Annotated in this window: 23 protein-coding genes, 1 tRNA gene and 1 pseudogene; 19 read left to right on the top strand and 6 right to left on the bottom strand. The window is 64.3% G+C overall.

Annotated features, from left to right (window positions below; all coding sequences use genetic code 11):
- Positions 1-8 precede the first annotated feature (8 nt).
- The 6 genes and pseudogenes from X742_RS158055 (at position 9) to X742_RS158080 (ending at position 4,544) form a co-directional block, all read left to right on the top strand.
- Positions 9-533, top strand: a complete 525-nt coding sequence (locus tag X742_RS158055; protein WP_023771756.1) for a TRAP transporter small permease — start codon at positions 9-11, stop codon at positions 531-533.
- A gap of 3 nt (positions 534-536) precedes the next feature.
- Positions 537-1,771 (top strand): annotated as a pseudogene (locus tag X742_RS158060) (TRAP transporter large permease); the annotation flags it as partial.
- A gap of 75 nt (positions 1,772-1,846) precedes the next feature.
- A complete protein-coding gene (locus X742_RS158065; protein WP_245273870.1) occupies positions 1,847-2,560 on the top strand; it encodes a FadR/GntR family transcriptional regulator in 714 nt (237 codons plus the stop codon).
- A gap of 22 nt (positions 2,561-2,582) precedes the next feature.
- A complete protein-coding gene (gene kduI / locus X742_RS158070) occupies positions 2,583-3,434 on the top strand; it encodes a 5-dehydro-4-deoxy-D-glucuronate isomerase (protein ID WP_023771753.1) in 852 nt (283 codons plus the stop codon).
- Positions 3,431-4,195 (top strand): 2-dehydro-3-deoxy-D-gluconate 5-dehydrogenase KduD, encoded by a 765-nt coding sequence (gene kduD / locus X742_RS158075; protein WP_023771752.1) that lies wholly within the window; start codon positions 3,431-3,433, stop codon positions 4,193-4,195. The genes kduI and kduD overlap by 4 nt, the downstream gene beginning before the upstream one ends.
- 10 nt (positions 4,196-4,205) lie before the next feature.
- On the top strand, positions 4,206-4,544 hold the full coding sequence (locus X742_RS158080) for a cupin domain-containing protein (protein ID WP_023771751.1): 339 nt from the start codon (positions 4,206-4,208) through the stop codon (positions 4,542-4,544).
- Between the two features lie 154 nt (positions 4,545-4,698).
- Here X742_RS158080 and X742_RS158085 read toward each other — a convergent pair whose 3' ends face one another.
- Positions 4,699-6,120, bottom strand: coding sequence for a coniferyl aldehyde dehydrogenase (locus tag X742_RS158085; RefSeq protein WP_023771750.1), 1,422 nt, complete (start codon positions 6,118-6,120; stop codon positions 4,699-4,701).
- A 237-nt stretch (positions 6,121-6,357) separates the two neighbouring features.
- On the opposite strand from X742_RS158085, the gene recQ reads away from it, so the two are divergent.
- Entirely contained in the window at positions 6,358-8,193 is a 1,836-nt protein-coding gene (recQ, locus tag X742_RS158090) for a DNA helicase RecQ (protein ID WP_023771749.1), read from the top strand.
- 56 nt (positions 8,194-8,249) lie between these two features.
- On the opposite strand, the gene X742_RS158095 is transcribed toward recQ, so the two are convergent.
- The 3 genes from X742_RS158095 to X742_RS158110 form a co-directional block, all read right to left on the bottom strand.
- Positions 8,250-9,593 carry a phospholipase D-like domain-containing protein gene (locus tag X742_RS158095; protein WP_023771748.1) on the bottom strand — a complete coding sequence of 448 codons (1,344 nt, stop codon included), beginning with the start codon at positions 9,591-9,593 and terminating at the stop codon, positions 8,250-8,252.
- A 1-nt stretch (position 9,594) separates the two neighbouring features.
- Positions 9,595-10,038: a low affinity iron permease family protein gene (locus X742_RS158100; protein WP_348524172.1), complete on the bottom strand. Its 444-nt coding sequence runs from the start codon at positions 10,036-10,038 to the stop codon at positions 9,595-9,597.
- Between the two features lie 487 nt (positions 10,039-10,525).
- A tRNA-Ser gene (locus X742_RS158110) sits at positions 10,526-10,615 on the bottom strand.
- A gap of 402 nt (positions 10,616-11,017) precedes the next feature.
- Between X742_RS158110 and X742_RS158115 the strand changes: the two genes are divergently transcribed.
- From X742_RS158115 to X742_RS158125, 3 genes are all read left to right on the top strand, one after another.
- On the top strand, positions 11,018-11,689 hold the full coding sequence (locus X742_RS158115) for a 50S ribosomal protein L21 (RefSeq protein ID WP_023771745.1): 672 nt from the start codon (positions 11,018-11,020) through the stop codon (positions 11,687-11,689).
- Positions 11,690-11,789: 100 nt separating this feature from the next.
- Complete coding sequence (gene rpmA / locus X742_RS158120; protein ID WP_015315190.1) at positions 11,790-12,059, top strand: 50S ribosomal protein L27; 270 nt, start codon at positions 11,790-11,792, stop codon at positions 12,057-12,059.
- A gap of 119 nt (positions 12,060-12,178) precedes the next feature.
- On the top strand, positions 12,179-12,766 hold the full coding sequence (locus X742_RS158125; RefSeq protein ID WP_023771744.1) for a GNAT family protein: 588 nt from the start codon (positions 12,179-12,181) through the stop codon (positions 12,764-12,766).
- 99 nt (positions 12,767-12,865) lie between these two features.
- On the opposite strand, the gene X742_RS158130 is transcribed toward X742_RS158125, so the two are convergent.
- A complete protein-coding gene (locus X742_RS158130; RefSeq protein ID WP_023771743.1) occupies positions 12,866-13,735 on the bottom strand; it encodes an endonuclease/exonuclease/phosphatase family protein in 870 nt (289 codons plus the stop codon).
- A 132-nt stretch (positions 13,736-13,867) separates the two neighbouring features.
- Between X742_RS158130 and obgE the strand changes: the two genes are divergently transcribed.
- The 5 genes from obgE to X742_RS158155 all read left to right on the top strand — a co-directional run bounded on the left by obgE (position 13,868) and on the right by X742_RS158155 (position 19,360).
- The gene (obgE, locus tag X742_RS158135) at positions 13,868-14,899 is read left to right on the top strand and encodes a GTPase ObgE (protein ID WP_023771742.1); all 1,032 of its coding nucleotides are present in this window, start codon (positions 13,868-13,870) and stop codon (positions 14,897-14,899) included.
- Between the two features lie 4 nt (positions 14,900-14,903).
- A complete protein-coding gene (gene proB, locus X742_RS158140) occupies positions 14,904-16,040 on the top strand; it encodes a glutamate 5-kinase (RefSeq protein WP_023771741.1) in 1,137 nt (378 codons plus the stop codon).
- A 3-nt stretch (positions 16,041-16,043) separates the two neighbouring features.
- On the top strand, positions 16,044-17,330 hold the full coding sequence (locus tag X742_RS158145) for a glutamate-5-semialdehyde dehydrogenase (protein ID WP_023771740.1): 1,287 nt from the start codon (positions 16,044-16,046) through the stop codon (positions 17,328-17,330).
- 27 nt (positions 17,331-17,357) lie between these two features.
- Positions 17,358-17,990: a nicotinate-nucleotide adenylyltransferase gene (locus X742_RS158150; RefSeq protein WP_023771739.1), complete on the top strand. Its 633-nt coding sequence runs from the start codon at positions 17,358-17,360 to the stop codon at positions 17,988-17,990.
- 71 nt (positions 17,991-18,061) lie between these two features.
- A complete protein-coding gene (locus X742_RS158155) occupies positions 18,062-19,360 on the top strand; it encodes an MFS transporter (RefSeq protein ID WP_023771738.1) in 1,299 nt (432 codons plus the stop codon).
- On the opposite strand, the gene X742_RS158160 is transcribed toward X742_RS158155, so the two are convergent.
- Positions 19,361-20,206 (bottom strand): mechanosensitive ion channel domain-containing protein, encoded by an 846-nt coding sequence (locus X742_RS158160; protein ID WP_023771737.1) that lies wholly within the window; start codon positions 20,204-20,206, stop codon positions 19,361-19,363.
- Between the two features lie 242 nt (positions 20,207-20,448).
- Here X742_RS158160 and rsfS point away from each other — a divergent pair, with 242 nt between their 5' ends.
- From rsfS to X742_RS158180, 4 genes are all read left to right on the top strand, one after another.
- Positions 20,449-20,826, top strand: a complete 378-nt coding sequence (gene rsfS, locus X742_RS158165) for a ribosome silencing factor (protein ID WP_015315198.1) — start codon at positions 20,449-20,451, stop codon at positions 20,824-20,826.
- An 82-nt stretch (positions 20,827-20,908) separates the two neighbouring features.
- Complete coding sequence (gene rlmH, locus X742_RS158170; protein WP_023771736.1) at positions 20,909-21,391, top strand: 23S rRNA (pseudouridine(1915)-N(3))-methyltransferase RlmH; 483 nt, start codon at positions 20,909-20,911, stop codon at positions 21,389-21,391.
- Between the two features lie 157 nt (positions 21,392-21,548).
- A complete protein-coding gene (locus X742_RS158175) occupies positions 21,549-22,898 on the top strand; it encodes a murein hydrolase activator EnvC (RefSeq protein WP_023771735.1) in 1,350 nt (449 codons plus the stop codon).
- 1 nt (position 22,899) lies between these two features.
- Positions 22,900-24,231 carry a S41 family peptidase gene (locus X742_RS158180; RefSeq protein ID WP_015315201.1) on the top strand — a complete coding sequence of 444 codons (1,332 nt, stop codon included), beginning with the start codon at positions 22,900-22,902 and terminating at the stop codon, positions 24,229-24,231.
- Positions 24,232-24,358 lie beyond the last annotated feature (127 nt).

Below are 24,358 nucleotides of genomic sequence, written 5' to 3'. Positions count from 1 at the left end.
CGTCGGCCATGCGAGGATTCTGGCTGGGTGCGGAGCGGGTCCTGTCGGGACTTGCCAGGCTGGCGCTTTGGATCAGCGGCGCCGGCTTGACGCTGATGACGATCATCATCTTCTGGCAGGTCTTCTCGCGTTATGTGCTGAACCGTTCGCCAAGCTGGACGGAACCCTTCTCGGTACTGCTGATGGGCTGGTTCATTTTTCTCGGCGCCGCCGTCGGCGTGCGCGAACGCACCCATCTCGGCTTCGACGTGCTGCTCTATGTCCTGCCTGTTTCGGCCAAGGCGGTGCTGCGCAGCATTTCCGACCTTGTCGTGCTGGCCTTCGGCGCCGGCATGATCGTCTATGGCGTGCAATTGGCCAGGCTAACCTGGAACACGGTCATGCCGTCACTTGCCCTGCCGGGCGGCGCCAGCTTCCTGCCGGTCATCCTGGGTGGGGCGCTGGTCTGCCTGTTTTCGCTGGAACGGCTGGCCGGGCGCTTTGCCGGCCTGCCCGTCGACGCCGACATTCATGCAACCGGCGAGGAGCCCTGAACCATGGCCCTGATCGTCCTGTTCGGCACCTTCGTGTTCCTGCTGGTCATCGGCACGCCGATCGCCTTCTGTCTCGGCGTCGCCAGCTTCGCCACGATCCTCACGCTTGGCCTGCCGCCGGTCGTCGTGTTCCAGCGGCTCAATTCCGGCGTCGCCGTGTTTTCGCTGATGGCCATCCCGTTCTTCATCTTCGCCGGCGACCTGATGGTGCGCGGTGGTATCGCCGCTCGGCTGGTCGCGCTGGCAGGCTCCCTGGTCGGTCATTTGCGCGGCGGTCTGGGGCAGGTCAACATCGCCGCATCGACCATGTTCGGTGGCATCTCCGGCTCGGCCGTGGCGGATGCGTCGGCGGTCGGCGGGCTGATGATTCCGCAGATGAAGGCGCGCGGCTACGGCATCGACTATGCCGTCAACATCACCTCTGTCGGGGCCATCATCGCCCTTCTCATTCCACCGTCCCACAACATGATCATCTATTCGATCTCCGCCGGCGGCCGTATCTCGATCGCCGACCTGTTCACGGCTGGCGTGCTACCGGGTCTGCTGCTGGCGCTGTCGCTGATGATAACGGCCTATTGGGTCGCCAGCCGCCGGGGATATCCGACGGAGCCCTTCGCCGGCTTCGGCCGGGCCTTGCAGCTCCTTGTCGCCGCCATTCCCGGGCTCATCCTGATCGCCATCATCTTCGGCGGCGTCAGGTCCGGTGTCTTCACCGCGACCGAGAGCTCCTGCATTGCCATCGTCTACGCGTTCCTGGTGACGCTGATCATCTACCGCTCGATGAGCTGGGGCGATTTCGTCGCGGCGACGACGGCCTCGGTGCGCACCACGGCCATGGTGCTGATGATCATCGGCTGCGCGGCGGCCTTCGGCTGGCTGCTCGCCTATCTCAGGGTGCCGGCGGCGCTGGTCGCCTTTCTGCAGTCGGTGTCCGACAACAAGCTGGTGATCCTGCTGCTGATCAACGTCGTCCTGCTCATCCTCGGCACCTTCATGGACATGTCGCCGCTGATCATCATCACGACACCGATCTTCCTGCCGGTGGTCATGGCCTATGGCGTCGATCCCGTGCATTTCGGCGTCATCCTCATCCTCAATCTCGGCATCGGGCTTTGCACGCCACCGGTCGGCGCGGTTCTATTCGTCAGCTGCGCGATCGGCCGCATTCCGATCTGGACCGCGATGCGCTCGATCTGGCCATTCTACGGCGCCGCCTTCGCCGTGCTGATGCTTGTCACNAGGAGGTCACCGAGGTGTCCGATACCGCAAACGACCTCAGGGTCGAGAGAAAACCCAAGCTGTCGGAAACCGTCATGGGGGCGATCCGCAAGCAGCTGCAGGCGGGCGAGATCCTGCCCGGCCACAAGCTGCCGACCGAGGGCCAGCTGACCGAAACCTTCGGCGTCAGCCGCACAGTCATCCGCGAGGCGCTGGCCAAGCTTGCCGCCGACGGTCTGGTCGAGCCGCGGCAGGGCGCCGGGGTGTTCGTCACCGAGCATATTTCGACCATGTTCGGGGCGCTGGCCGCCGACATGGGAGCCAAGGATTCGGTCGCGCTCAACGTGCTCGAGGTGCGGCTGGCGATCGAGATCGAATCGGCTGGGCTCGCCGCCATCCGCCGCAACGCCGCGCAGGAGGCGGCGATCCAGGAAGCCTTCTTCGAGTTCGAGCGGCTGCTGCTCGGCAGCCAGCCGACCGGCCCGGCCGACCTGGCCTTCCATCGCGCCATCGCCAGCGCCACCAACAACCCGTTCTATGTCGAGATGCTCGACGTGCTCGGCCGGCGCGCCATTCCATGCGACGTGACCTCGCCCTGGTCGACCGAACTGGCGCAGTCCGACAGCTACCAGCGCGGGCTACAGCGCGAGCATCTGGTGATCCTGAACGCGATCACGGCCGGCGATGCCGAAGCCGCGCGCGAGGCGATGCGCGCCCATCTCGGCGCCAGCCAGCAGCGTTATCGCGCGCGCCTGCAGGCGCGACAGGCCTATTACGCCAGTTCGGTCAAGGCGGCCGCGGGCGAATGATCCACCGAAAGCCAGGACAGAGATGAGCCAGAACCACATCGACTATACATCGCGCTTCGCCATCGACCCGGCGGCCGCCGCCGCCATGGGAACGGACGAGCTGCGCCATAATTTCCATATCGAGGACCTCTTCCAGCCCGGCCGCATCAGCCTGACCTACACGCACTACGACCGCATGATCGTCGGCGGCGCCATGCCCGTGGGAACGGCATTGCCATTGGAAGCGATCAAGCCGACCGGCACCAACGGGTTTCTCGACCGGCGCGAATTGATCGCCGCCAACATCGGCGGCGCCGGCACGATCGAAGCCGGCGGCCAGTCCTTCGACCTGCGGGCGCGCGACATGCTCTATCTCGGCATGGGCGCTGACACGGTTTCCTTCGCTTCCGCCGATAAGAACGACCCCGCCAAGTTCTATCTGCTCAGCGCGCCGGCGCATCAGGCTCATCCGAGCCGGCTGATCCGCCTCGATGACGCCAAGCGCCTCGATCTCGGCAGCAAGGAGGCCTGCAACGAGCGCTCGATCTTCCAGTTCATCCATGCCGGGGGAACAAAAACCTGCCAGCTCGTCGTCGGCATGACCCAGCTGGCGCCGGGCTCCATCTGGAACACCATGCCGTGCCATGTGCATGACCGGCGCATGGAGGCCTACCTCTATTTCGACCTGCCCGAGGCGGCGCGCGTCTTCCACTTCATGGGCGAGCCGGACGAGACACGCCACATCGTCATGCGCAACGAGGAGGCGGTGCTGTCGCCGGGCTGGTCGATCCACTCTGGCGCCGGCACCTCCAACTATGCCTTTATCTGGGCGATGGCCGGCGACAATGTCGACTACACCGATCTCGATCCGGTGGCGATGGACATGCTGCGGTGAGCGACCTCACAGCCTTCAGCCTGGCCGGCAAGCGCATCCTGGTGACCGGCGCCAACACCGGCATCGGCCAAGGCATCGCGGTCTCGATCGCGCGCGCCGGTGGCGCCGTGATCGGCGTCGGCCGCTCGTCGATGGACGACACCGTGAGCAAGGTCGGCGCGGTGGGCGGCCAATTCGAGGCGATGAGCATCGATCTTGCCGACACGGCAGCAGTCGGACCGATGCTGGACCGCGTCTGGGACCAAAACGGTCCGATCGACGGGCTGGTCAACAATGCCGGCATCATCCGGCGAGCCGATGCCGTCGATCTCGGCGAAGCCGACTGGGACGACGTGATCGACGTCAATTTGAAGTCCGTCTTCCTGCTGTGTCAGTCCTTTGCGCGGCGCGTCCTTGCCGGTGGACGCCAGGGCAAGATCGTCAACATCGCCTCGGTGCTGAGTTTCCAGGGCGGCATCCGCGTCGCGTCCTACACGGCCTCCAAGCATGGCGTGCTCGGCCTCACTAGGCTGCTCGCCTGCGAGTGGGGGGCGAAGGGCATCAACGTCAACGGCATAGCGCCGGGCTATATCGACACCAACAACACACAGGCGCTGCGCGCCGATCCCGACCGCAGCGCGGCCATCCTTGGGCGCATTCCCGCCGGCCGCTGGGGCGAGCCCGGAGACATTGGCGATGCCGCCGTCTTCCTGCTGGCGCCGGCCTCGAACTATATGCATGGCGCGGTGGTGCCGGTGGACGGGGGATGGCTTGCGCGATGAGGAGAAGACAATGACCGAGCCGAAGATGTTCGCGCATGCCGGCCAGGGTGCCTGGACCCCGACCCCGGACGGCAATCGCCGGCGGGTTCTCCTCTCCACCGACGAACTGATGATGGTCGAATTCGGTTTCGATAAGGGTGGTGTCGGCGCCCTGCATTCGCATCCGCATGTGCAGGCGAGCTATGTCGCCGAAGGCCGCTTTGAGGTGACCATCGACGGCCGGACCGAAATCGTCGAGACCGGCGGCAGCTTCATCGTGCCGTCCGGCCTGGTGCACGGCGTCAAGGCGCTCGAGGCGGGGCGGCTGGTCGACAGTTTTACGCCGCACCGCGCCGATTTCCTCGCCTGACCGCGTCGCCGACGATTTCTCGGCCAACGAAAAAACCCGCGCCTCCAAGGAAGCGCGGGTTTGTTGCCTGGGCGCCAACGGAGCCCGCGGTACTCCAAACATCACCGCAGGTGCGAAAGCTACCGCATCATGGTGAAGATAGACTTAATGAACGTCAGGTGATGCGCCTGAGCAGGCCGAAAAGCCGTTCGAACGTCTTGCCATAGGGCGGCCGCAGAAGGCTCCCCGCGCTCAAGCGCGACTGCAGGAACACCGGTTTCTCCTTGCTGAAGGTGCGGAAACCCCATTCGCCGTGATAGGCGCCCATGCCGCTGGCGCCGACGCCGCCAAAGGGCTGGTTCTCCTGCACCAGATGCAGCATGCAGTCGTTGATGGTGACGCCACCGGCGACCGTCTCACGCAGGATGCGCTGGCGGTTGCCGCTGTCGTTGCCGAACCAGTAGAGCGCCAGCGGCCGGTCGGCCCGGTTCACATGGCCGATCGCATCGTCGACCGTGGCGTATTCGACGATCGGCAGCACCGGGCCGAAAATCTCCTCGCGCATCAGCCGCAGATCGGGGCCGGCGTTGCTGACCAGGGTCGGCAGGAGCTTCCGGCTCGTGGCGCCGAACGCTTCGCCGGCCGGATTTATTTCGGTGACGTCGGCGCCGGCCTCGCGGGCTTCCGCGACCATGGCGCGCAGGCGCTGGTAATGCCGGTCGCTGATGATGGCGGTATAGTCGGGGTTGTCGCGCAGCGAGGGGTAGAGCCGCGCCATGGCGATGGCGAGCTTCGCGGCGACCGTACCGGCTTGTCCCTTCGGCACCAGCAAATAGTCCGGCGCGATGCAGGTCTGCCCGGCATTCAACAACTTGCCATAGGCGACGCTGGCGACCGCAGTGTCGAGATCGCAGGAGGGATCGAGGATCGCCGGCGACTTGCCGCCGAGTTCGAGTGTGACGGGGGTCAGGTTGGCGGCGGCGGCGATCGCGACCTGGCGGCCGACCGCGGTCGAACCGGTGAACAGCAGATGATCGAACGGCATCGAGACGAAGGCCTTCCCCGTATCGGCATCACCGGAAATGACGCTGAGTTCGTCCGGAGCGAAATGTTCGCCGGCCAGCTTGGCCAGCAACCCAGAGAAGGCCGGCGTCAGTTCGGACGGCTTGACCAGCACGCGGTTGCCGGCGGCAAGCGCTGCCGTAACCGGCGCGACGGCGAGCTGGAAGGGATAGTTCCAGGGCGACACGATGCCGACGACCCCGAGCGGCTGCGGCACGAGGCGGTTCCTGCCTGGCAGGAACGGCAAGGTGGTGGCAATCCGGCGCTCCCGCATCCAGCCGCCGACATGGGCGAGCGCATGGCGAATGCCTGCGCGCACGACGAACAGTTCGGCCAGGCGGGTTTCATGCGCCGAGCGGCCGCCGAAGTCGGCGTCGATCGCCGCGCAGATTTCAGTCTCGTGCCGCTCGGTCAGCGCCAGCAGGCGCCTCAGCCGATCCTTGCGGACGCCAAGGTCGGGAAATGGTTGTGCCTTGAAGGCGGCGCGCTGCAGCCGGAACCGTTCGTCCAGCAAATCCTGTCTCACCTGCAGCATCGCGCCCCTCCTGGCGTGTCGGCGAAGGCAAGCTTACATCGCAACGCGGCGGAATCCATCAGGGGTGCGTTTGCCGCTGGGGAAGGCGGCGCCGGCAGTGTTGCCGAGGGCATTGAAAGGGCGGTTGTGATGGGATGAGCGGTGGGCTACTCCAATGCCTCACAAGGAGTTGCCCTTGACCATCTTCCCCGATCTCTCCCGTACGCGAAATATCGCTTGCCGCCAGGTGGCCGCCTGATGCCGGCACAGGCGGCGAGCATGCTGGCCGGCGATTCCAAGCGGCGCGTCCTGAAGGACGTGTTCGGCTTCGACGATTTTCGTCCCGGCCAGGCCGACGTGATGGATGCGCTGCTGGCCGGGCGGCATGTGCTGGCCGTCATGCCGACGGGCGCGGGCAAATCGCTCTGCTACCAGGTTCCGGCGCTGGTTTTGGGCGGGCTCACTCTCGTCGTCTCGCCGCTGGTGGCTCTGATGCAGGACCAGGTCGCGGCGCTGCGGCTTGCCGGCGTGGCGGCCGATACGATCAATTCCTCGCTCGACCGCGAGGCCAACGTCGCCGCCTGGCGCCGTGTGGCATCTGGCCAGACGCGGCTGCTCTATCTGGCGCCGGAGCGGCTGATGACCGAGCGCATGCTGGACGCCCTCTCCAGGCTCCACGTCAGCTTGATCGCCATCGACGAGGCGCATTGCATCTCGCAATGGGGTCCGGCGTTCCGGCCCGAGTATGAGGATCTCTCCCGGTTGCGCGGTATCTTTGCCAATGTGCCGATCGTCGCGGTGACGGCGACGGCCGATGAGAGTACGCGCACCGACATCGCCGCCCGCCTGTTCGCCGAGCAGGTCGAAACGCTGGTGCTGGGTTTCGACCGGCCCAACATCAAGCTGGCCATCGCGCCCAAGCAGGACAGCAAGCGCCAGCTGCTCGGCTTCATCGAGCGCCATGCGGGCAAGAGCGGCATCATCTATTGCTTGTCGCGCAAGAAAACCGAAGAGATGGCGGCCTTTCTGAAGCGCAACGGCGTCACCGCGCTCGCCTATCACGCCGGCATGAACAAGGAGGCGCGTGAAGCCAATCAAAACGCCTTCATGACCTTGTCCGGCGTCGTCATGGTGGCGACCATCGCGTTCGGCATGGGCATCGACAAGCCTGACGTCGCCTATGTCTTCCACACCGATATGCCGGGCAGCTTGGAAGCCTACTATCAGGAAATCGGCCGAGCCGGCCGCGACGGACGCGAGGCCGAGGCGCATATGCTTTACGGCCTTGGCGACATCCGCATGCGCCGGCTGTTCATCGACGACGAGGATGCCTCGTCAGAGCACAAGAGGCGGTCGCACCGCCGGTTGGACACGCTGATCGGCTATTGCGAGACCGCGCAATGCCGCCGCCAGGTGCTGCTCGGTTATTTCGGCGAAGAGGCTCAAGCCTGCGGCAATTGCGACAACTGCCTCGATCAGGCGCCGCGCGCCGATGGCAGTACCGAAGCACGGAAGATCCTCGCGGCAATTGCAGAGAGCGGTGAGCGCTTCGGCGCGTCCCATGTCACCGATATCCTGCTTGGCCACGAGACCGAGAAGGTGCTGGCGAGAGCTCATCAAACACTCAGCAGTTTTGGCGCCGGCGCCGCGCACAGGAAAACAGTGTGGCTGTCGCTGATCCGGCAACTGGTGGCCGGCGGGTTCCTCATGCCGGATCCCGAGGGCCATGGCGGTCTCGCCATCTCCGAAAGCGGCCGCGCGCTCGGCCGTGGCGAGATTGCATTCCAGTATCGCGTCGAGGCGCGGGATCCTTTCGTGCGGGGCAGGAAGCGTCCCGGGGAAGGCGCCGCCGCGGAAGCCGAGGGCGTCGATGCTTCGCTGCTGGCGGCGCTCAAGTCGCTGCGGCTGCGGCTCGCCAAGGAGCGCCAGGTGCCGGCCTATGTGGTGTTTTCCGACCGCACGCTCATCGACATGGCCGCCCGCCGCCCGCGCGACCTCGATGCGTTTGCCGAAGTGAATGGCGTGGGAGGGGCGAAGCTCAAGGAGTTTGGCGCGATTTTTCTGGCCGCGATCGCGGCGCAACAGGCTGGTTGAAAGCTTGACGGCGAGGGCTGATCTGGCTGATCCAACGAGCAGTATAGGCTAGGTTATCAAAGTTGGGAGCGCAGCCTGCTGGCCAGCCAGTCCGAAATTTTTTCCCGCAGGGGACGCGCTTCCCATTCAGCCAGGGTGATCCGCCGGGATCTCCCAAGGTCCTGGTTGAACAGGTCGATCTGCGTGTTTGCGAAATCCCTGCCGTAGACGTTCAGACTGGCTTCATCGTTCAGCCGCAAGGAGCGTTCGTCCAGATTGGTGGAACCAAAGCTCGTCCAGACGTCGTCAACGATCAGCAGCTTGGGATGATACATGGTGGGCTGAAACTCGTAGATATGCACACCGGCCCTAAGCAAGTCGCCCCAGAAATAGCGCGAGCCCTTCCGAACCAATGGCACGTCCGTCAGCGCGTTCGGAACGATCACATCGACAGACACGTCTCGCTTCCTGGCGTCCAGAATCTGCTGGAGGGCGATGTCGTCGGGGACGAAATAGGCCATTCCGATCCGCAGGTGATCCTTGGCGGCGGCTATCGCGGCCAGCATCATCAATTCCATGTTCTCCGAGCCATTTGGCTGCGAAGAAAGTATCAGCTGGGCGCCGAGCGACCCCGCGGGTTCGGGCGGAGGGTAGAACTTTTGACCTTGCAATGCCTCACCGGTCGTCTCCAACCAATTTTCGGCAAAAGCCGCCTGGAAAGCAGGCACGGCGGTCCCTTCGATCCGATAGTGCGTATCGCGCCATTCATCCGGATTGCGGGCGTCTCCGCGCCAATTGTCGGCGATGCCGACGCCACCCGTAAAAGCCACCCGTCCGTCGACGATGAGCAGTTTGCGATGGGTCCGGTTGTTCACACGGTCCAACGTATACCAATGGATCGGCCGGTAGCGTTGGAACCTCACGCCGGCTCCTGTCATGATGTGGATGAGATCTTCATCGAAAGGCAGACTGCCGACCCAGTCGACAAGCACCCGGACCTCGACACCTTGCCGCGCCTTGGCCGCCAAGGCTTGTGCGAATTCATTTCCGACGTCCCCAGACCAATATATATAGGTCTCAAAATCGATGGTGGACCGGGCCGCGCCGATCGCCTGGAGCATCGAAGGAAAAATCTCGTCGCCGTTCACAAGGGTCTGCACCGCGTTCGCGTTTGACATCTGTCCCAGCGAGTAGCTGCTCATCGACCTGGCGAACTGGGGGTCCGATGCGTCGAAACGATGCGCGACGATCGTCCGCAAAACGCGCGGTTCAGGGGTCAGGTTTATGGCCGCCAACGTGACCAGACCGGCGACAACCGCAACGGCCACATAGCTTAGTGTCTTGAGCAGCGGGCTGAACTTTCGGCCCAACCGCGTTGGCTTCGCGCCTCTCAGCAACGCCACGAAACCGGTAGCGCGCATGTCAGTCGCCCTGCTGCTTGCGATCGCGATGTTTTTCGATGTCCTCGGGCTCTTCATCGTCGATGCGGGTGATGGTCGAAGCAGAATTGTTTGATCTCAGCATTTCGTCCAACTTGGCATGAATGGCCTGGGTATCGCGATGTTCAGCCCGCTGAATGAAGAGCGTCATGGCCCAGGTGAGGAGTGTGGCCGCGCCATGCCAGTTCAAGCTTTGCCGATCGAAAACGATCCAGAAGATCGCATAGGCCAGCAGAACCAGGAATGCTGCCGGACGGGAGGTCCACGTGCCGATCGAGGTGAGGGCGCCGGTAATGGGGTGATTTGCCATCAGCAGGAACTTTCCACGGTAACGCAGGTTCCCGCGAGCGCGTCGGCGAAGGCTGCCGTGCAGCACGGTTGTCTGGCGGGAGCCATCAGGCCCTGACCATCCGTATTGGTTGGGCATTGTCTCGAATGGCTGAAGCGTCAGAGGTTGCAATGGGAGCCTTGCGATCGCGGGCCTTTCTCGGAGCGCCCCAGCGTCGGGACGTTCTCAAGGCAGCCCGGCGAGTACTGCGCCAATACCCTTTCCAGACGCGCGAGCAGAACTTTCCTGGACTTTATCTCGTACCCCAACCGCAATGTGCCTCCCACGCTTTTGCGGTTGGTGGTCAGCTCCTGCTGCAGAATGCCGATGTGGAGGCGAACCTCATCGGCCTGTGCTCGAAGTGCTGCCTTGATTGGCCCTCGACCTTGCATGCTGAACTCGATCTCCGTGGAAACGGATATCGAACTTGAGGGACATGCTTTGGTTCCTCGGCATCGCTTCTTATTTTCCGATCCGCGACAGCCGGTCGCGTCCCGCCGCACGCATGCCAGCGCCTGTCTCCAATCGGGGACAAGCCAGCGAATTGGCGTGAGCCGATGCCGGCGGCATTTTTAACTTGGGGGAATGGCGGAGAGGGAGGGATTCGAACCCCCGATGGGCTTGCACCCATGCCGCATTTCGAGTGCGGTGCATTCGACCACTCTGCCACCTCTCCGCGGTCATGGTCGGCCGTTGCCGGCGCGGCGCACTAGATAACGGCTGAACGGGCAGGTTACAAGGCCAAATCCGTGAGTTATTTGGCTTCCCGGAAAAGCCGCGGATTCACAGCGGTGCTTGCGGCGGGGCCGGTGCGGATTTCCCGCCGTCCCGCATCCTCGCGCTGCTGGCGACGGGAGCGTCGTGCGGTCTTCTCGACCCGGCCCGTGCTTGGCCGCCAATAACAGTTCCGCGCGGCTGTCTGCCTTGACTCCCACGCAACCTTCGGTTAGGGACAGCGCGCAATCGGCGTGGAGGGTTCTTCCACGCCGCTTGTTTTTTGAACCCGCAGACTGACAAAAAGACGGCCGAACCGCTAGAGGCGGTTCATCAAGGCCGACCGAACAGCGAAAGGCAAAAAATGTTCGCAGTCATTAAAACGGGCGGTAAGCAGTATCGCGTTGCCGCCAACGATCTCCTGAAGATCGAAAAAGTCGAAGCCAATGTCGGCGACATCGTCGAGATCGGCCACGTGCTCGCCCATGGCGAGGGCGAGAATGTCACGTTCGGCGCGCCGTTCGTCGATGGCGCCCTGGTGACCGCCGAAGTCGTGGAGCAGGGCAAGAACCGCACGGTCATCGCTTTCAAGAAGCGTCGCCGCCAGAATTCGCGCCGCAAGATCGGCCATCGCCAGCTTTTGACCACCGTGCGGATCTCCGAGATCCTGCTGGGTGGCGCCAAGCCCGCCAAGAAGGCGGCCGTCAAGGCGGAAGCCAAGGCTGAGGTCGCTCCCGAGGCGGCGCCGAAGGAAGCCAAGGCCAAGAAGGACGCCGCCCCCAAGGAAGACGCGAAGGCCGAGGCCGTCGCCGCGCCGCTGTTCAAGGCGCCGAAGGGGGAACCGGACGACCTGACCGTGATCAAGGGCATCGGCCCGGTCGCCGCCAAGGATCTCGCCGAGCAGGGCATCATCACCTTCGCGCAGCTCGCCAAGCTGACCGAGAAGGACGTTGCCAAGATCGACGAGAACATGCCGTTCAGCACCGACCAGATCAAGGACTGGCGCGAGCAGGCCAAGGAACTGGCTAAGAAGTAAGGCGAACCGGCGCGAAACGTCGCCGGATCGGACTTGAAACGGAACGCGAACGCGTTCATAAGACCATTCAAGCGCCCATGGGCGCATCGGAGTTAGTTAGATGGCACACAAGAAAGCTGGCGGCTCGTCGCGCAACGGTCGCGACTCGCATTCCAAGCGTCTGGGCGTGAAAAAGTTCGGCGGCGAAGCCGTCATCCCGGGCAACATCATCATTCGTCAACGCGGCACCACCTGGCATCCCGGCGTCAATGTCGGCATGGGCACGGACCACACCCTTTTCGCGCTCGAAACCGGCGCCGTGACGTTCAACAAAAAAGCCAACGGCCGAACCTACGTATCGGTCAACCCGATTACCAAAGCCGCGGAGTAGCCGGTTCCGCACTAGAAACACCGGCGCCCATCTCGGGACCGGTGTCTGGCAAAACCAGGAAAAGGATCAGGGGAGATGGGTTTCCATCTCCCCTTTTTCTTGTGCCTGGAGGACTTCAAATGGTTGCCGAAGCGGAAGACTCAGAAGACGAAAGTTACGCGATAGATTGCCCGGTGCTGGTCACCGAGCGGCTGGTGATGCGCGCTCCCGATGAGCGGGATATCGCGCAACTGGTCGAGCTTGCCGACAACCGTCACGTTGCCGAGATGCTGGCGCGCATGCCGCACCCCTATGGGGAGGCCGAGGGACGTGCTTTCCTCGCCATGACCAAGGCGCGGCGCGCCGGCATCGCCTATGCGCTGACGCTGGCAGGCACCGACACTTTCGTCGGCTGCGCCGGGCTGAACACCACCGATCGCGGCCTTGAGCTCGGCTACTGGATCGGCGAGCCCCACTGGAAGAAGGGCTACGCGACGGAGGCAGCGCACGCACTGGTCGACCTCGCCTTCCAGAAGACGTCGATCCAGGTGCTGCAGGCCTCGACGAGGGTCATCAATCCGGCTTCACGCCGCGTCATCCACAAATGCGGTTTCCAATATGCCGGCCAGGGCATGCTGAATTCGATCGTTGCCGGCCAGGTGCCCGTCGAGCGTTATCGGCTCGACAGGAAAACCTGGACGAGCCTGCGCAATTGGATCCACTTCTAGGTGCGTCGATATTCAGGTGAGGCCGGCCTGACCTGAATCTCGGCACTCTTGGCACATGGGGCGGAACAGGACAAAATCAGCTGGGGAGCAGACTTGGGCTTAGCCCAGTTCGACCCAGACCGGCCGGTGGTCGGAACCGACTGACTGCCTGTCGACCCACAGGCGCTTCAGCGACCGAGCAAGCGATGCGCTGGTGAAGACGTAGTCGATGCGCTTGTGGCGGCTGGCGTTGGTGGGGTCCTTGGGATCGACCCAAGAGACGAGATCGTCGCCAGCGACATCGAGGCGCAGGGCGGCATCGACGGCGAAATCGGCGGTCAGCGGCATGCCGAATTCATGGTCGGGCCGGCCGGCAAGTTCGACATATTCGGGCGAGCCAGCCAGCATGTTGAAATCGCCCATGCCGACAAAGGCTTCCGGATGCGGCAGTTCCGGCAGGCCGATCTCGGCAACGCCGGACAGCGCGCCGCCTTCGAGCGCGTAGTTCAACAGGCGCCGGCGCAGGAACTGGATCTGGCTGGCGCGTTCGATCGGGCTGCGGTGATCGAGATGGATGGAATAGAAGCGGATGAACCCAAGCGGCGTCTCGATCAGGGCTTCCAGCGCGCCGCGCTGGAAGTTCATCATCTCGAAGCTGCGGCTGCGCGGCAACAACAGGTTGCGCGACAGATGAATGGGCGTTTTCGACAAGACCATGTTGCCGAGCTGGAAGGTCGTGGTGATGGCGCGGCCGTCCTCGATGCCCGAGCCGATATTGGCCTCGAAATTGCTGCCATAGACGGCGAAATAATCGGGCAGCGCCTCGCCGATCTCGGCCACCATGTCGCGGCTGCCGTTCCGGGGATTGTTGCGGGTGACCTCCTGCAGCGCGATGACGTCGGCGCCGCGCACCGCGTCGGCGATGCGCCCGACATCGTAGCGTCCATCGAGACCGATGCCGTACTGGATGTTGTAGGTTACAAGCTTCATTCCGACGTCTCTCCGGCCAACCCCGCGCGGCCATCGTCACAAAACGGCCTCGCCCTTCGCCGCGCCTTGGTTTAGAGCAAGGCCCAAGGTTTAGAGCAATGCCGCAAGGCCAATAAAAGAAACCGCAGTCCCATGAAATTTCTCGATCAAGCCAAGGTCTATGTCCGCTCCGGTGACGGGGGCGCCGGTTCGGTGTCGTTCCGGCGCGAGAAGTTCATCGAGTTCGGTGGGCCGGATGGCGGCGATGGCGGCCGCGGCGGCGATGTCTGGCTGGAAGCGGTCGACGGGCTGAACACGCTGATCGACTATCGCTACCAGCAGCATTTCAAGGCCAAGACCGGAGTCCACGGCATGGGCCGCAACATGACCGGCGCCAAGGGCGCCGATGTCACGCTGAAAGTGCCGGCCGGAACGCAGGTCTTCGAAGAGGACAATGAGACGCTGATCTGCGACCTCACCGTCGTCGGCCAGCGCTTTCTCCTGGCCAAGGGCGGCAATGGCGGCTTCGGCAACCAGCATTTCAAGACCTCGACCAACCAGGCGCCGCGACGCGCCAATCCCGGCCTTCCCGGCGAAGAACTCAATATCTGGCTCAGGCTGAAGCTGATCGCCGATGCCGGGCTGGTCGGGCTGCCGAATGCCGGCAAGTCGACATTCCTGGCCGCGGTCACCGCGGCCAAGCCGAAGATCGCGGACTATCCGTTCACGACCCTGCATCCGGGCCTCGGTGTCGCCCGCATCGATGCGCGCGAATTCGTCATCGCCGACATTCCAGGTCTGATCGAAGGCGCGCATGAGGGCGTCGGCATCGGCGACCGCTTCCTCGGCCATGTCGAGCGCACGCGCGTGCTTTTGCACCTGGTTTCGGCGCAGGAGGAGAATCCGGGCAAGGCCTACAAGACCGTGCGGGCCGAGCTCGACGCCTACGGCCATGGCTTGACCGATAAGGCCGAGATCCTGGCGCTGAGCCAGGTGGACACGCTCGACGCAGACGCGCGCAAGAAGAAAGTCGCCTCGCTGAAGCGTGCCGCCGGCCGCGCGCCGATGCTGCTGTCGGCGGTCACCGGCGAAGGCGTCGAGGCGGTGCAGCGGGCGTTGATGGCTGTCATCGCGGAGGCGCGCGCGCAGACCACACCCGTGGTCGAGACGCGCTGGGAAAAGTAAGGTCATGCAGCCGCTCAGGAAATACCGGCGCATCACCGTCAAGATCGGCTCGGCGTTGCTCGTCGACCGCGCGAGCGGCCTGAAGCGCGACTGGCTGGCCTCGCTCGCCGACGACATCGCGGTGCTTGCCCAGGGAGGAGCCGAAATCCTCGTCGTGTCGTCGGGCGCCATCGCGCTCGGCCGCACCATCCTTGGCCTTGGCAAGCGCGCCCTGAAGCTCGAGGAGAGCCAGGCCGCCGCCGCCGTCGGCCAGATCGCGCTCGCCGGCGCATGGTCGGACGCGCTCGGCAAGGGTGCCTTGAAATCGGGCCAGATCCTTTTGACGCTTGGCGATACCGAGGAGCGCCGGCGTTATCTCAACGCGCGGGCCACCATATCGACGTTGCTCAAGATGAAGGCGGTGCCGGTCATCAACGAGAACGACACGGTGGCGACCTCCGAAATCCGCTATGGCGACAATGACCGGCTGGCGGCCCGTGTCGCCACCATGATGGGCGCGGACCTTTTGGTGCTGCTCTCCGACATTGACGGGCTCTACACCGCGCCGCCAGCATTGGACCCCGGTGCGAAGTTCATTCCGGTGGTCGAGCGCATCACATCAGACATCGAAGCGATGGCCGGAGCCGCCGCGTCCGAGCTGTCGCGCGGCGGCATGCGTACCAAGCTCGATGCGGGCAAGATCGCCACCGCGGCGGGCACGGCGATGATCATCACCTCCGGCACAAGGCTGTCGCCGCTGATGGCGATCGAGCGCGGCGAGCGCGCGACATTCTTCAAGCCCAGCGCCAATCCGGTGAAGGGCTACAAGACCTGGATCGCCGGCCAGCTCGAACCGGCCGGGCGGCTGACCGTCGATGCCGGCGCCATCGGCGCGCTAATTTCGGGCAAGTCGCTGCTGCCGGCCGGGGTCAAGCTGGTCAGCGGCAATTTCTCCCGCGGCGACACGGTGGCGATCCTGTCGCCCGAGGGCCGCGAGATCGCGCGCGGGCTGGTTGCCTACGATGCCACCGATGCCGTAAGGATCGCAGGCCTGAAGACGGGCGAGATCGAGACCGTGCTCGGTTACGAGGCGCGTTCGGCGATGATCCACCGCGACGATCTCGTCGTAAGTCACGCCGGCGACGACACAGGCGGAGGATGAGCCATGCTGAAGCTGCATGAAAAATCCGGGGACGACACCGTGGCGCTGATGGCCGATATCGGCCGCCGCGCTCGCGCTGCCGCCCGACCGCTGGCCATCGCCACCGCCGCCGGCAAGAACGCCGCGCTTGTCGCTATGGCCGACGCGATCATTTCCCGCGAGCGGGACATTCTCGACGCCAACGCCATCGATGTCTCGAATGGCCACGAATCCGGACTTTCCGGCTCCTTCATGGATCGGCTGAAGCTCGATCCGGCACGCATCCGCGCGATGGCGGACGGCATTCGCGAAATCGCTGCCCTGCCCGATCCAGTCGGTGATGTCATCGCCGCGTGGGAGCGGCCGAACGGTCTGCACATAGAGCGCGTGCGCACGCCGCTCGGTGTCGTCGGCGTGATCTATGAAAGCCGGCCGAACGTGACGGCGGATGCCGGCGCGCTCTGCCTCAAGGCTGGCAATCCGGTGATCCTGCGCGGCGGCTCGGATTCGCTCAATTCCTCCTCGGCGATCCATGCGTGCCTTGTCGAAGGACTGAAGGCGGCCGGTATGCCTGAGGATGCCATCCAGCTGGTGCCGACCACCGATCGCGCCGCGGTCGGCGAGATGCTCAAGGGCCTTGGCGGCACGCTCGACGTGATCATCCCGCGCGGCGGCAAAAGCCTTGTCGGACGGGTGCAGGGCGAGGCACGGGTGCCGGTCTTCGCCCATCTCGAAGGCATCTGCCATCTCTATATCGACCGCTCCGCCGAGCTCGACATGGCGGTGCGGGTCGCCGTCAACGCCAAGATGCGGCGCACCGGCGTCTGCGGTGCCGCCGAAACGCTGCTGGTCGACCGTGCGGTCGCCGCCACCCATCTGATGCCGATCCTCGACGCGCTTCGCGCCGCCGGCTGCGAGATCCATGCCGATGCCGAAGTGATGAAAATGTTTTTCGACGCCAAGCCGGCGACCGATGCCGACTGGGTGACCGAATATCTCGACGCCATCATCGCGGTGAAGCTGGTCGACGGCATCGGTGGCGCGATCGAGCATATCGAAACTTTCTCCTCGCATCACACGGAGGCGATCGTCGCCGAGAATGCCAACACCGTTGAGCGCTTCTTCAACGAGATCGATTCGGCGATCCTGCTGCACAATGCCTCGACGCAGTTCGCCGATGGCGGCGAGTTCGGCATGGGTGCCGAAATCGGCATCGCCACCGGCAAGATGCACGCGCGCGGGCCCGTCGGCGTCGAGCAATTGACCTCGTTCAAATACCGCGTGCGCGGGTCGGGACAGGTGAGGCCTTGACGTCTTTCGTTGCTAGAGCCTGAGGCGATGCTGGCGTCTTCTGAACCGGCAATATCCTCCGCTTATCTGAAAATGCCGCATGCCGAGAAGGGCCTTGCCGTCGGCCTGTTCGGCGGTTCGTTCAACCCGCCTCATGCCGGCCACGCATTGGTCGCCGAAATCGCTTTGCGGCGTCTGGGGCTGGACCAGCTTTGGTGGATGGTGACCCCAGGCAATCCGCTGAAGAGCACACGCGAGCTGGCGCCGCTGGGCGAGCGCATCGCGTTTTCCGAGAAGGTCGCCAAGAACCCGAAGATCAAGGTCACAGCCTTCGAGGCGGCACACAATGTGCGCTACACCGCCGACACGCTGGCGCTGGTCAAGGCGCGCAATCCCGGCGTCGACTTCGTCTGGATCATGGGGGCCGATTCCCTGCGGGACTTCCATCGCTGGCAGCGCTGGCGCGAGATCGTCATGACCTTTCCGATCGCGGTCATCGACCGACCGGGCGCCACGCTGTCCTTTCTGTCGTCGGTTGTCGCCAAGACCTTCGATTACGCCCGCATCGACGAAGGCGACGCGCCAAGGCTGGCGCGGATGAAGGCGCCGGCCTGGACCTTCATTCACGGGCCGCGTTCCTCGCTGTCGTCGAGCGCCATTCGGCAAATGACGAAGGGTTGAGCGTCTCGTCCATCCGGCCATGTCGTTTTTACAGCGGCGTCCGCCTGACCCATGGGCGATGCTGATCAGCCATGGCGATTCAGAAGCAAACCCATCCCACGATCGGCCCCGACCAGGGCAACACGCCTGCGCCGCTGATCGCGATTGCCAGTGTCATCGTGTCGATGGCGCTGATTGCTATCGGCAACGGGCTGATGTTCGCCTATATCCCCGTCCGGCTCGGCATCGAGGGATTCGATCCAGTCTGGGCAGGGCTGATCGTCACCGGCCTGTCGGCCGGCGGCCTCGCCGGCTGTATCCTGACCGGCCCGCTGGTGCGCAGGGGCGGCCACGCACGTGCCTTCATGGTGTTGTCGGCGCTGATCGCGCTGTCCAATGCCGCCATCGGCGCCGGCCCGCACCCGCTGCTGTGGATCGTGGCGCGCGCACTTTACGGCTTTGCGATATGCGGCCTGTTCATCGTCGCGCAGAGTTGGCTCAACGATGCACTGCCGAACGCCGTCCGCGGCCGGGTGATGGCTGTGTTCTATGTCGCCTACATTGCCGGTCTTGGCGTTGGTTATGCGACGCTTGCCGTGATCGACATTCACACGGCCGCCGCGTCGCTGATCGGCATCGCCTTTACCGCTCTGTCGATCCTGCCTGTCGGCATGACACGCCTTGCCCAGCCGCCGGCGCCGCAGGCTGCTTCGGTGGCGTTGCGCCAAGCCTGGCGGATTTCGCCGGTCGGCGTCGCCGGCATGCTGGCGGTCGGCGGCCTGTCGATGATCATTTCCGGCTTCGCGCCCATCCACGCCACGGCCAAGGGCTACAGCGAAGCCGATGTCGCGCTGCTGCTGTCGGCAATGCCGGTCGGCACGCTGATCCTGCAGATACCGCTCGGCTGGCTCTCCGACCGTACTGATCGGCGCTACGTGCTTGCCGGCGCCGCGGCGCTGGCGGTCGTTGCCAGCGTGCTCGCCATCGCCTTCGACGGCGGTGCGCTGATGGCTCTGGTGGTGATCTACCTGATCTGGGACGGGGCGGCGGAATCGATCTATGCGCTCTCCAGCGCACATGCCGCCGACCGCGCCAGGAAGGATGAACTGCTGGCGCTGTCGAGCTCGATGCTGTTTGCCTGGTCGCTCGCCGGCTTCATCGTGCCAGGCATCGTCACGGCGCTTTCCGCCGTCTTCGGCACGGCAACCTTCATCTATGTCGGCATCGTCATCGCCTCGGTATTCTGCCTTTTCGTGCTGTGGCGGGTGATCGCGGCTGGCCGCGTTCCGGCGGCCGCCACGGGCAGTTTCGCGCCGATGTCGGCGCATGCGCCCTTGCCGGTCGAACTCGCCTTCGCGCCGGACGAAGCGGTCCGCCACAGGGGCGACTGATTACTGCTTGCGGGCCTCGGGTGGCGGTGCCTCCGGAGGCGGCTGCGGGATCGAGATGCCCTCGCTGTCGAAGGCCTGCTTGGCGCGTTTCGTCATGTCGGTGGCGAAATGGTCCGCCGCCGCGGTCCAGTAGCGCAAGGTGAGCGAAACGGTCGTATCGCCGAGCCCGGCCACGAAGGCGATCGGCGCCGGTTCGCGGCGGATGCGCTTCTCGGCACCGGCAATGGCAAGCAATGTCTTCTGGGCGCCGTCCATGTCGTTCCAGGAGCCGATGCTGAGTGTGATGTCAGTGCGGCGCACGCCGTTGCGGGTGAAATTGCGCACCGGCTGATTCCACAGCGTCGAATTGGGCGCCAATATGTAGATGCCGTCGGCGGTTCTGAGCTTGGTGGCGAATAGGCCGATTTCCTCGACCGAACCGGCAATGGAACCGACCTCAACGGATTCGCCAATGCGGAATGGCCGCAGAGCAAGCAGCATGATGCCGGCGGCGATGTTCTGCAGCGTGCCTTGCAGGGCCAGACCGATGGCGAGGCCGATGGCGCAGATCGCGGCGATGATCGATGCCGTCTGCACGCCGAACTGGCCTAGCACCATGATGACGACGAGGATCAGAATGGCGTAGCGCGCGATCTTCGAAAAGAAATGCCGCAGAGTCGCGTCGAAACCATGGATATGGCCGAGGCCAGCCGAGATCGAGCGCTCGGCAAGGTTGGCAACGCTGTAGCCGACCACCAGGAGGATGACGGCGCCGAGGGCGGAAAAGGAATAGGAGACGATCAGCGTACTCAGCTGCGCGAGCCCGGTCTGGACGGTGAGAAAGGTGTTTTGTGGGTCGATCGGCATGGCGGGGTTCCGGTTGGTCGGTCAGCCGGTAATCGCTGCGGAAGGGCTGGGTTCCGATGTTTTTGCGTCTCGCGTGGAACAACATTCCAGTCGGCGAGTTCGCGTCGATCGGGGCTCCGTCTTGAAACTGCAACGGAACTCTGCCTATCTAAGTGGTGTCACCTGCTTTAAGGGGTGATTTGGTTGTTCTTGCTGCGAAAGGAAATACACTGAGAACAGCACTGCGGAAGAAGGCCGACATCGTGCCTTCGCCGGCCAGGATCAGCGTAGACGACGCCGTGTCCCGTGCCATCAAGACAGTCCTTGCCAGTCTGGAAGACTCCAAGGCCGAAAACATTGTCTCAATCGACATTCAGGGGAAATCGAGCCTCGGCGACTACATGGTCGTTGCGTCGGGCCGATCGCACCGTCATGTCGCGGCTGTCGCCGATCATCTCCTCAAGGCGCTCAAGGATGCCGGTCTCGGCACCGCGCGCGTCGAGGGACTGTCCGGCGCCGACTGGGTCCTGATCGATTCTGGCGATATCATCGTCCATGTCTTCCGTCCCGAAGTCCGCGAATTCTACAATCTCGAAAAGATGTGGCAGGCGCCGGATCTCGAGGAAGAGACCCTCCACTAAGCCGATTGTGTTCGATGCATGTCGTTGCCGTAAACCGGTTCCCTCTGTCGGGTGACATGCATTAGCGGCTATAGAGGCGAGGATGAAGATTTCAGTTCATGCCGTGGGCCGAATGAAAGCCGGCCCCGAGCGGGAGTTGGCCGACCGCTATTTCGAGCGCTTCGCCAAGAGCGGCCCCGGCGTGGGGCTCGAATTCGCCGGGATCACCGAGATCGCCGAGGGCCGCGCGCAGAGCGCCACCGAGCGCCAGCGCGACGAAGGTTCGCGGCTGCAGGCACAGCTGCAGCCAGGCACGGCCCTCATCCTGCTCGATGAGCGAGGCAAGAGCCTGTCTTCACAGGATTTCGCCGGCCGTCTCGGACAGTTGCGCGACGGCGGGCGCAAGGCGCTGGTCCTCGCCATCGGTGGCCCCGACGGCCATGATCCGTCGCTGCGCGGCCAGGCCGAGCTGGTGATGTCGTTCGGGGCGCTCACCTGGCCGCATCAGCTGGTGCGGGTGATGCTGGGTGAACAACTCTACAGGGTAGCGACGATCCTGTCGGGTCATCCCTATCACCGATCCTGAAAGCCGCCGGATCGCACCGAATTTGGCCCCAAATGCCGCGCAAGATTCGACGTGGGCCTGTTTTTCCGTTGCATTGCGTTATTGCGAACCCTTTGGGCGACAGGCGCTAACATGGTTGATGATTCGTTAACGAAGGCGCGGATAGAATCGATCGCGAATGTCTGAAGGCTGGAAATCGACGACGGGCTCATCGACGGGGGGCTCCTGGCGCGTGCGCTGCGGTATCGCCGCCGCGGCGGCGCTTCTGTCGCTGCATGCGGTGCGGGCCGAAAATACGCTCGATATGGCGCCCGATCCGGACCAGAGCCGTGCCGAATACGAGCAGGTTTCGAAGGAAATAACGCTGTCGTCCGAACGGCTGGCCAAGCTCGCCGCCGATATCGCAACGGTCAAGAAGGACCACGCCTCGATCACGGCGGCACTCATCCAGTCGGCGATGACCGAGCAGAAGCTCGGCCAGGACATCGAGGACATCGGCGCCAAGCTGGAAGGGCTGAAGGGCCAGCAGCAGAAGATTCGCGCTTCGCTGGCGGCGCGACGCGACGTGCTGGCCGAAGTGCTGGGTGCCCTGCAGCGCATGGGGCTCAACCCGCCGCCGGCGATCCTGGTGAAGCCGGAAGATGCGCTGTCGTCGGTGCGCAGCGCCATCCTGCTCGGCGCCGTGGTGCCGGAACTGCGCCAGCAGACCGACAGCCTGCTGGCCGATCTCAAGGAGCAGACCCGGGTGACGGCTTCGATCGAGGCCGAACGGGCGCGGCTGACGGCGGCGGTCGGCGATCAGACGGCGGAAAAGAAGCGGCTCGGCATGCTGCTCGAAGCCAAGCAGAAGCTCGAGACCGTCACGAAGGCGCAGATGGCGGCCGAACAGCAGCGTTCCGAGCAATTGGCGGCCAAAGCCAGTAGCCTGAAGGATCTGATCGCCTCGCTCGAAGCGCAGGCGGACAAGAACCGCAGGGCCGCGGACGCCGCGAAGACAGCCGCCGCTGGCCAGGCCGGCGGCACCGAGCCCGGCGGCGACCAGACGGCATCGCTGCCGGTTCCCGAAGGCAACAGGTTGACCGCCGCGGCGCCTTTCTCGGCGCTGCAAGGACAGGTCGCCCTGCCGGTCACCGGTCGCATCAAACGCAGGTTTGGCGCCGACGACGGTAACGGCGCCTTGATGCTTGGGGACATGGTTGCGACACAATCGGGAGCCATCGTCACCGCGCCGGCGGATGGGAATGTGCTTTATGCGGGGCCGTTTCGCTCCTACGGTCAACTCTTGATCCTCAATGCCGGCGACGGTTATCATGTCGTCTTGGCTGGGATGAGCAGAATCAGCGTCGCGACTGGCCAGTCGGTGCTTGCAGGAGAGCCGGTCGGCGCGATGGGAGAAGCCCGGGTGGCAAGCACCTCGGTTTCGAAGAATGGAAATGCCACGCCGGAGCTCTATGTCGAGTTCCGCAAGGATGGAAAACCCGTCGATCCGGCCCCATGGTGGGCGGACCGTTTTTCTGGAAGGACGTGAAATGATGCGGAAACTGTCGCTTCTGTTTGCCGGTGCGCTGATGGGCGCGTCCGCCATGAGCCTTGTCTATGGCGCACCCGGCTCGGCGGCGAACGCTGCGGGGTCGGAGACCTACAAGCAACTGGCGATCTTCGGCGACATCTTCGAGCGGGTGCGGGCGCAGTATGTGACCCCGCCCGACGACAAGTCGCTGGTCGAGAACGCCATTAACGGCATGCTTTCCTCGCTCGACCCGCACTCCTCCTACATGAACGCCGAACAGGCGCAGGACATGCGCGTGCAGACCAAGGGCGAGTTCGGCGGCCTCGGCATCGAGGTCACCATGGAGAACGACCTGGTCAAGGTGATCACGCCGATCGACGACACGCCGGCCGCCAAGGCTGGTGTGCTGGCCGGCGACTATATCGCCAAGATAGACGGCGAGGAGGTTCGCGGCCTGACGCTCAACGACGCGGTCGACAAGATGCGCGGCCTGGTCAACACGCCGATCAAGCTGACCATCCTGCGCCAGGGCGCCGACAAGCCGATCGAGCTGACGGTGGTGCGCGACATCATCAAGGTCAAGGCGGTCAAGTTCCGGGTCGAGAACGATATCGGCTACATGAAGATCACCTCCTTTACCGAAAAGACCTATGACGACCTCGAGAACGCCATCGAGACCATCAAGAAGCAGGTGCCGGACGACAAGCTGAAGGGCTATGTGCTCGACCTGCGCCTCAATCCGGGCGGCCTGCTCGACCAGGCGGTGAGCGTGTCGGACGCCTTCCTCAAGCGCGGCGAGATCGTCTCGACGCGCGGACGCGATCCAAAGGACGTCACCCGCTTCGACGCCAAGCCGAAGCAGACCGACGACATCAACGGCAAGCCGATGATCGTGCTCGTCAATGGCGGCTCGGCCAGCGCTTCGGAAATCGTCGCCGGCGCACTGCAGGACCTGCGCCGCGTCACGGTGGTCGGCACGCAGTCCTTCGGCAAGGGCTCGGTGCAGACCATCATCCCGCTCGGCGAGAATGGCGCGCTCAGGCTGACGACGGCGCTCTATTACACGCCGTCGGGCAAATCGATCCAGGGCAAGGGCATCACGCCCGACATCAAGGTCGACCAGCCGCTGCCGCCCGAACTGCAGGGCAGGGACCTGACGCGCGGCGAATCCGATCTCAAGGGCCATATCAAGGGCGCCGACGAGAGCAAGACCGGCTCGGGTTCCGCAGCCTATGTGCCGCCGGATCCGAAGGACGACCTGCAGCTCATCTATGCCGAGCAGTTGCTGCGCGGCCAGAAGACCGATCCGGCCTTCCCGCCCAATCCGGAAAAGGCCGTGCTCAACCAGTAAGGCAACCGGTCTGGCCGGTTGAACGAAGCAATGCGATGCTGCCGGGACCGAAAGGTTCCGGCAGTTTGATTCGGGGGGCAGGACCAAGCCTCCAGATACGGCGCCAAGGGGCGCCAGGATTGATGAA

Source organism: Mesorhizobium sp. LNHC229A00, from assembly GCF_000502415.1.
Taxonomy (GTDB): Bacteria; Pseudomonadota; Alphaproteobacteria; order Rhizobiales; family Rhizobiaceae; genus Mesorhizobium.
This window is presented reverse-complemented; position numbering and strand designations above follow the sequence as displayed.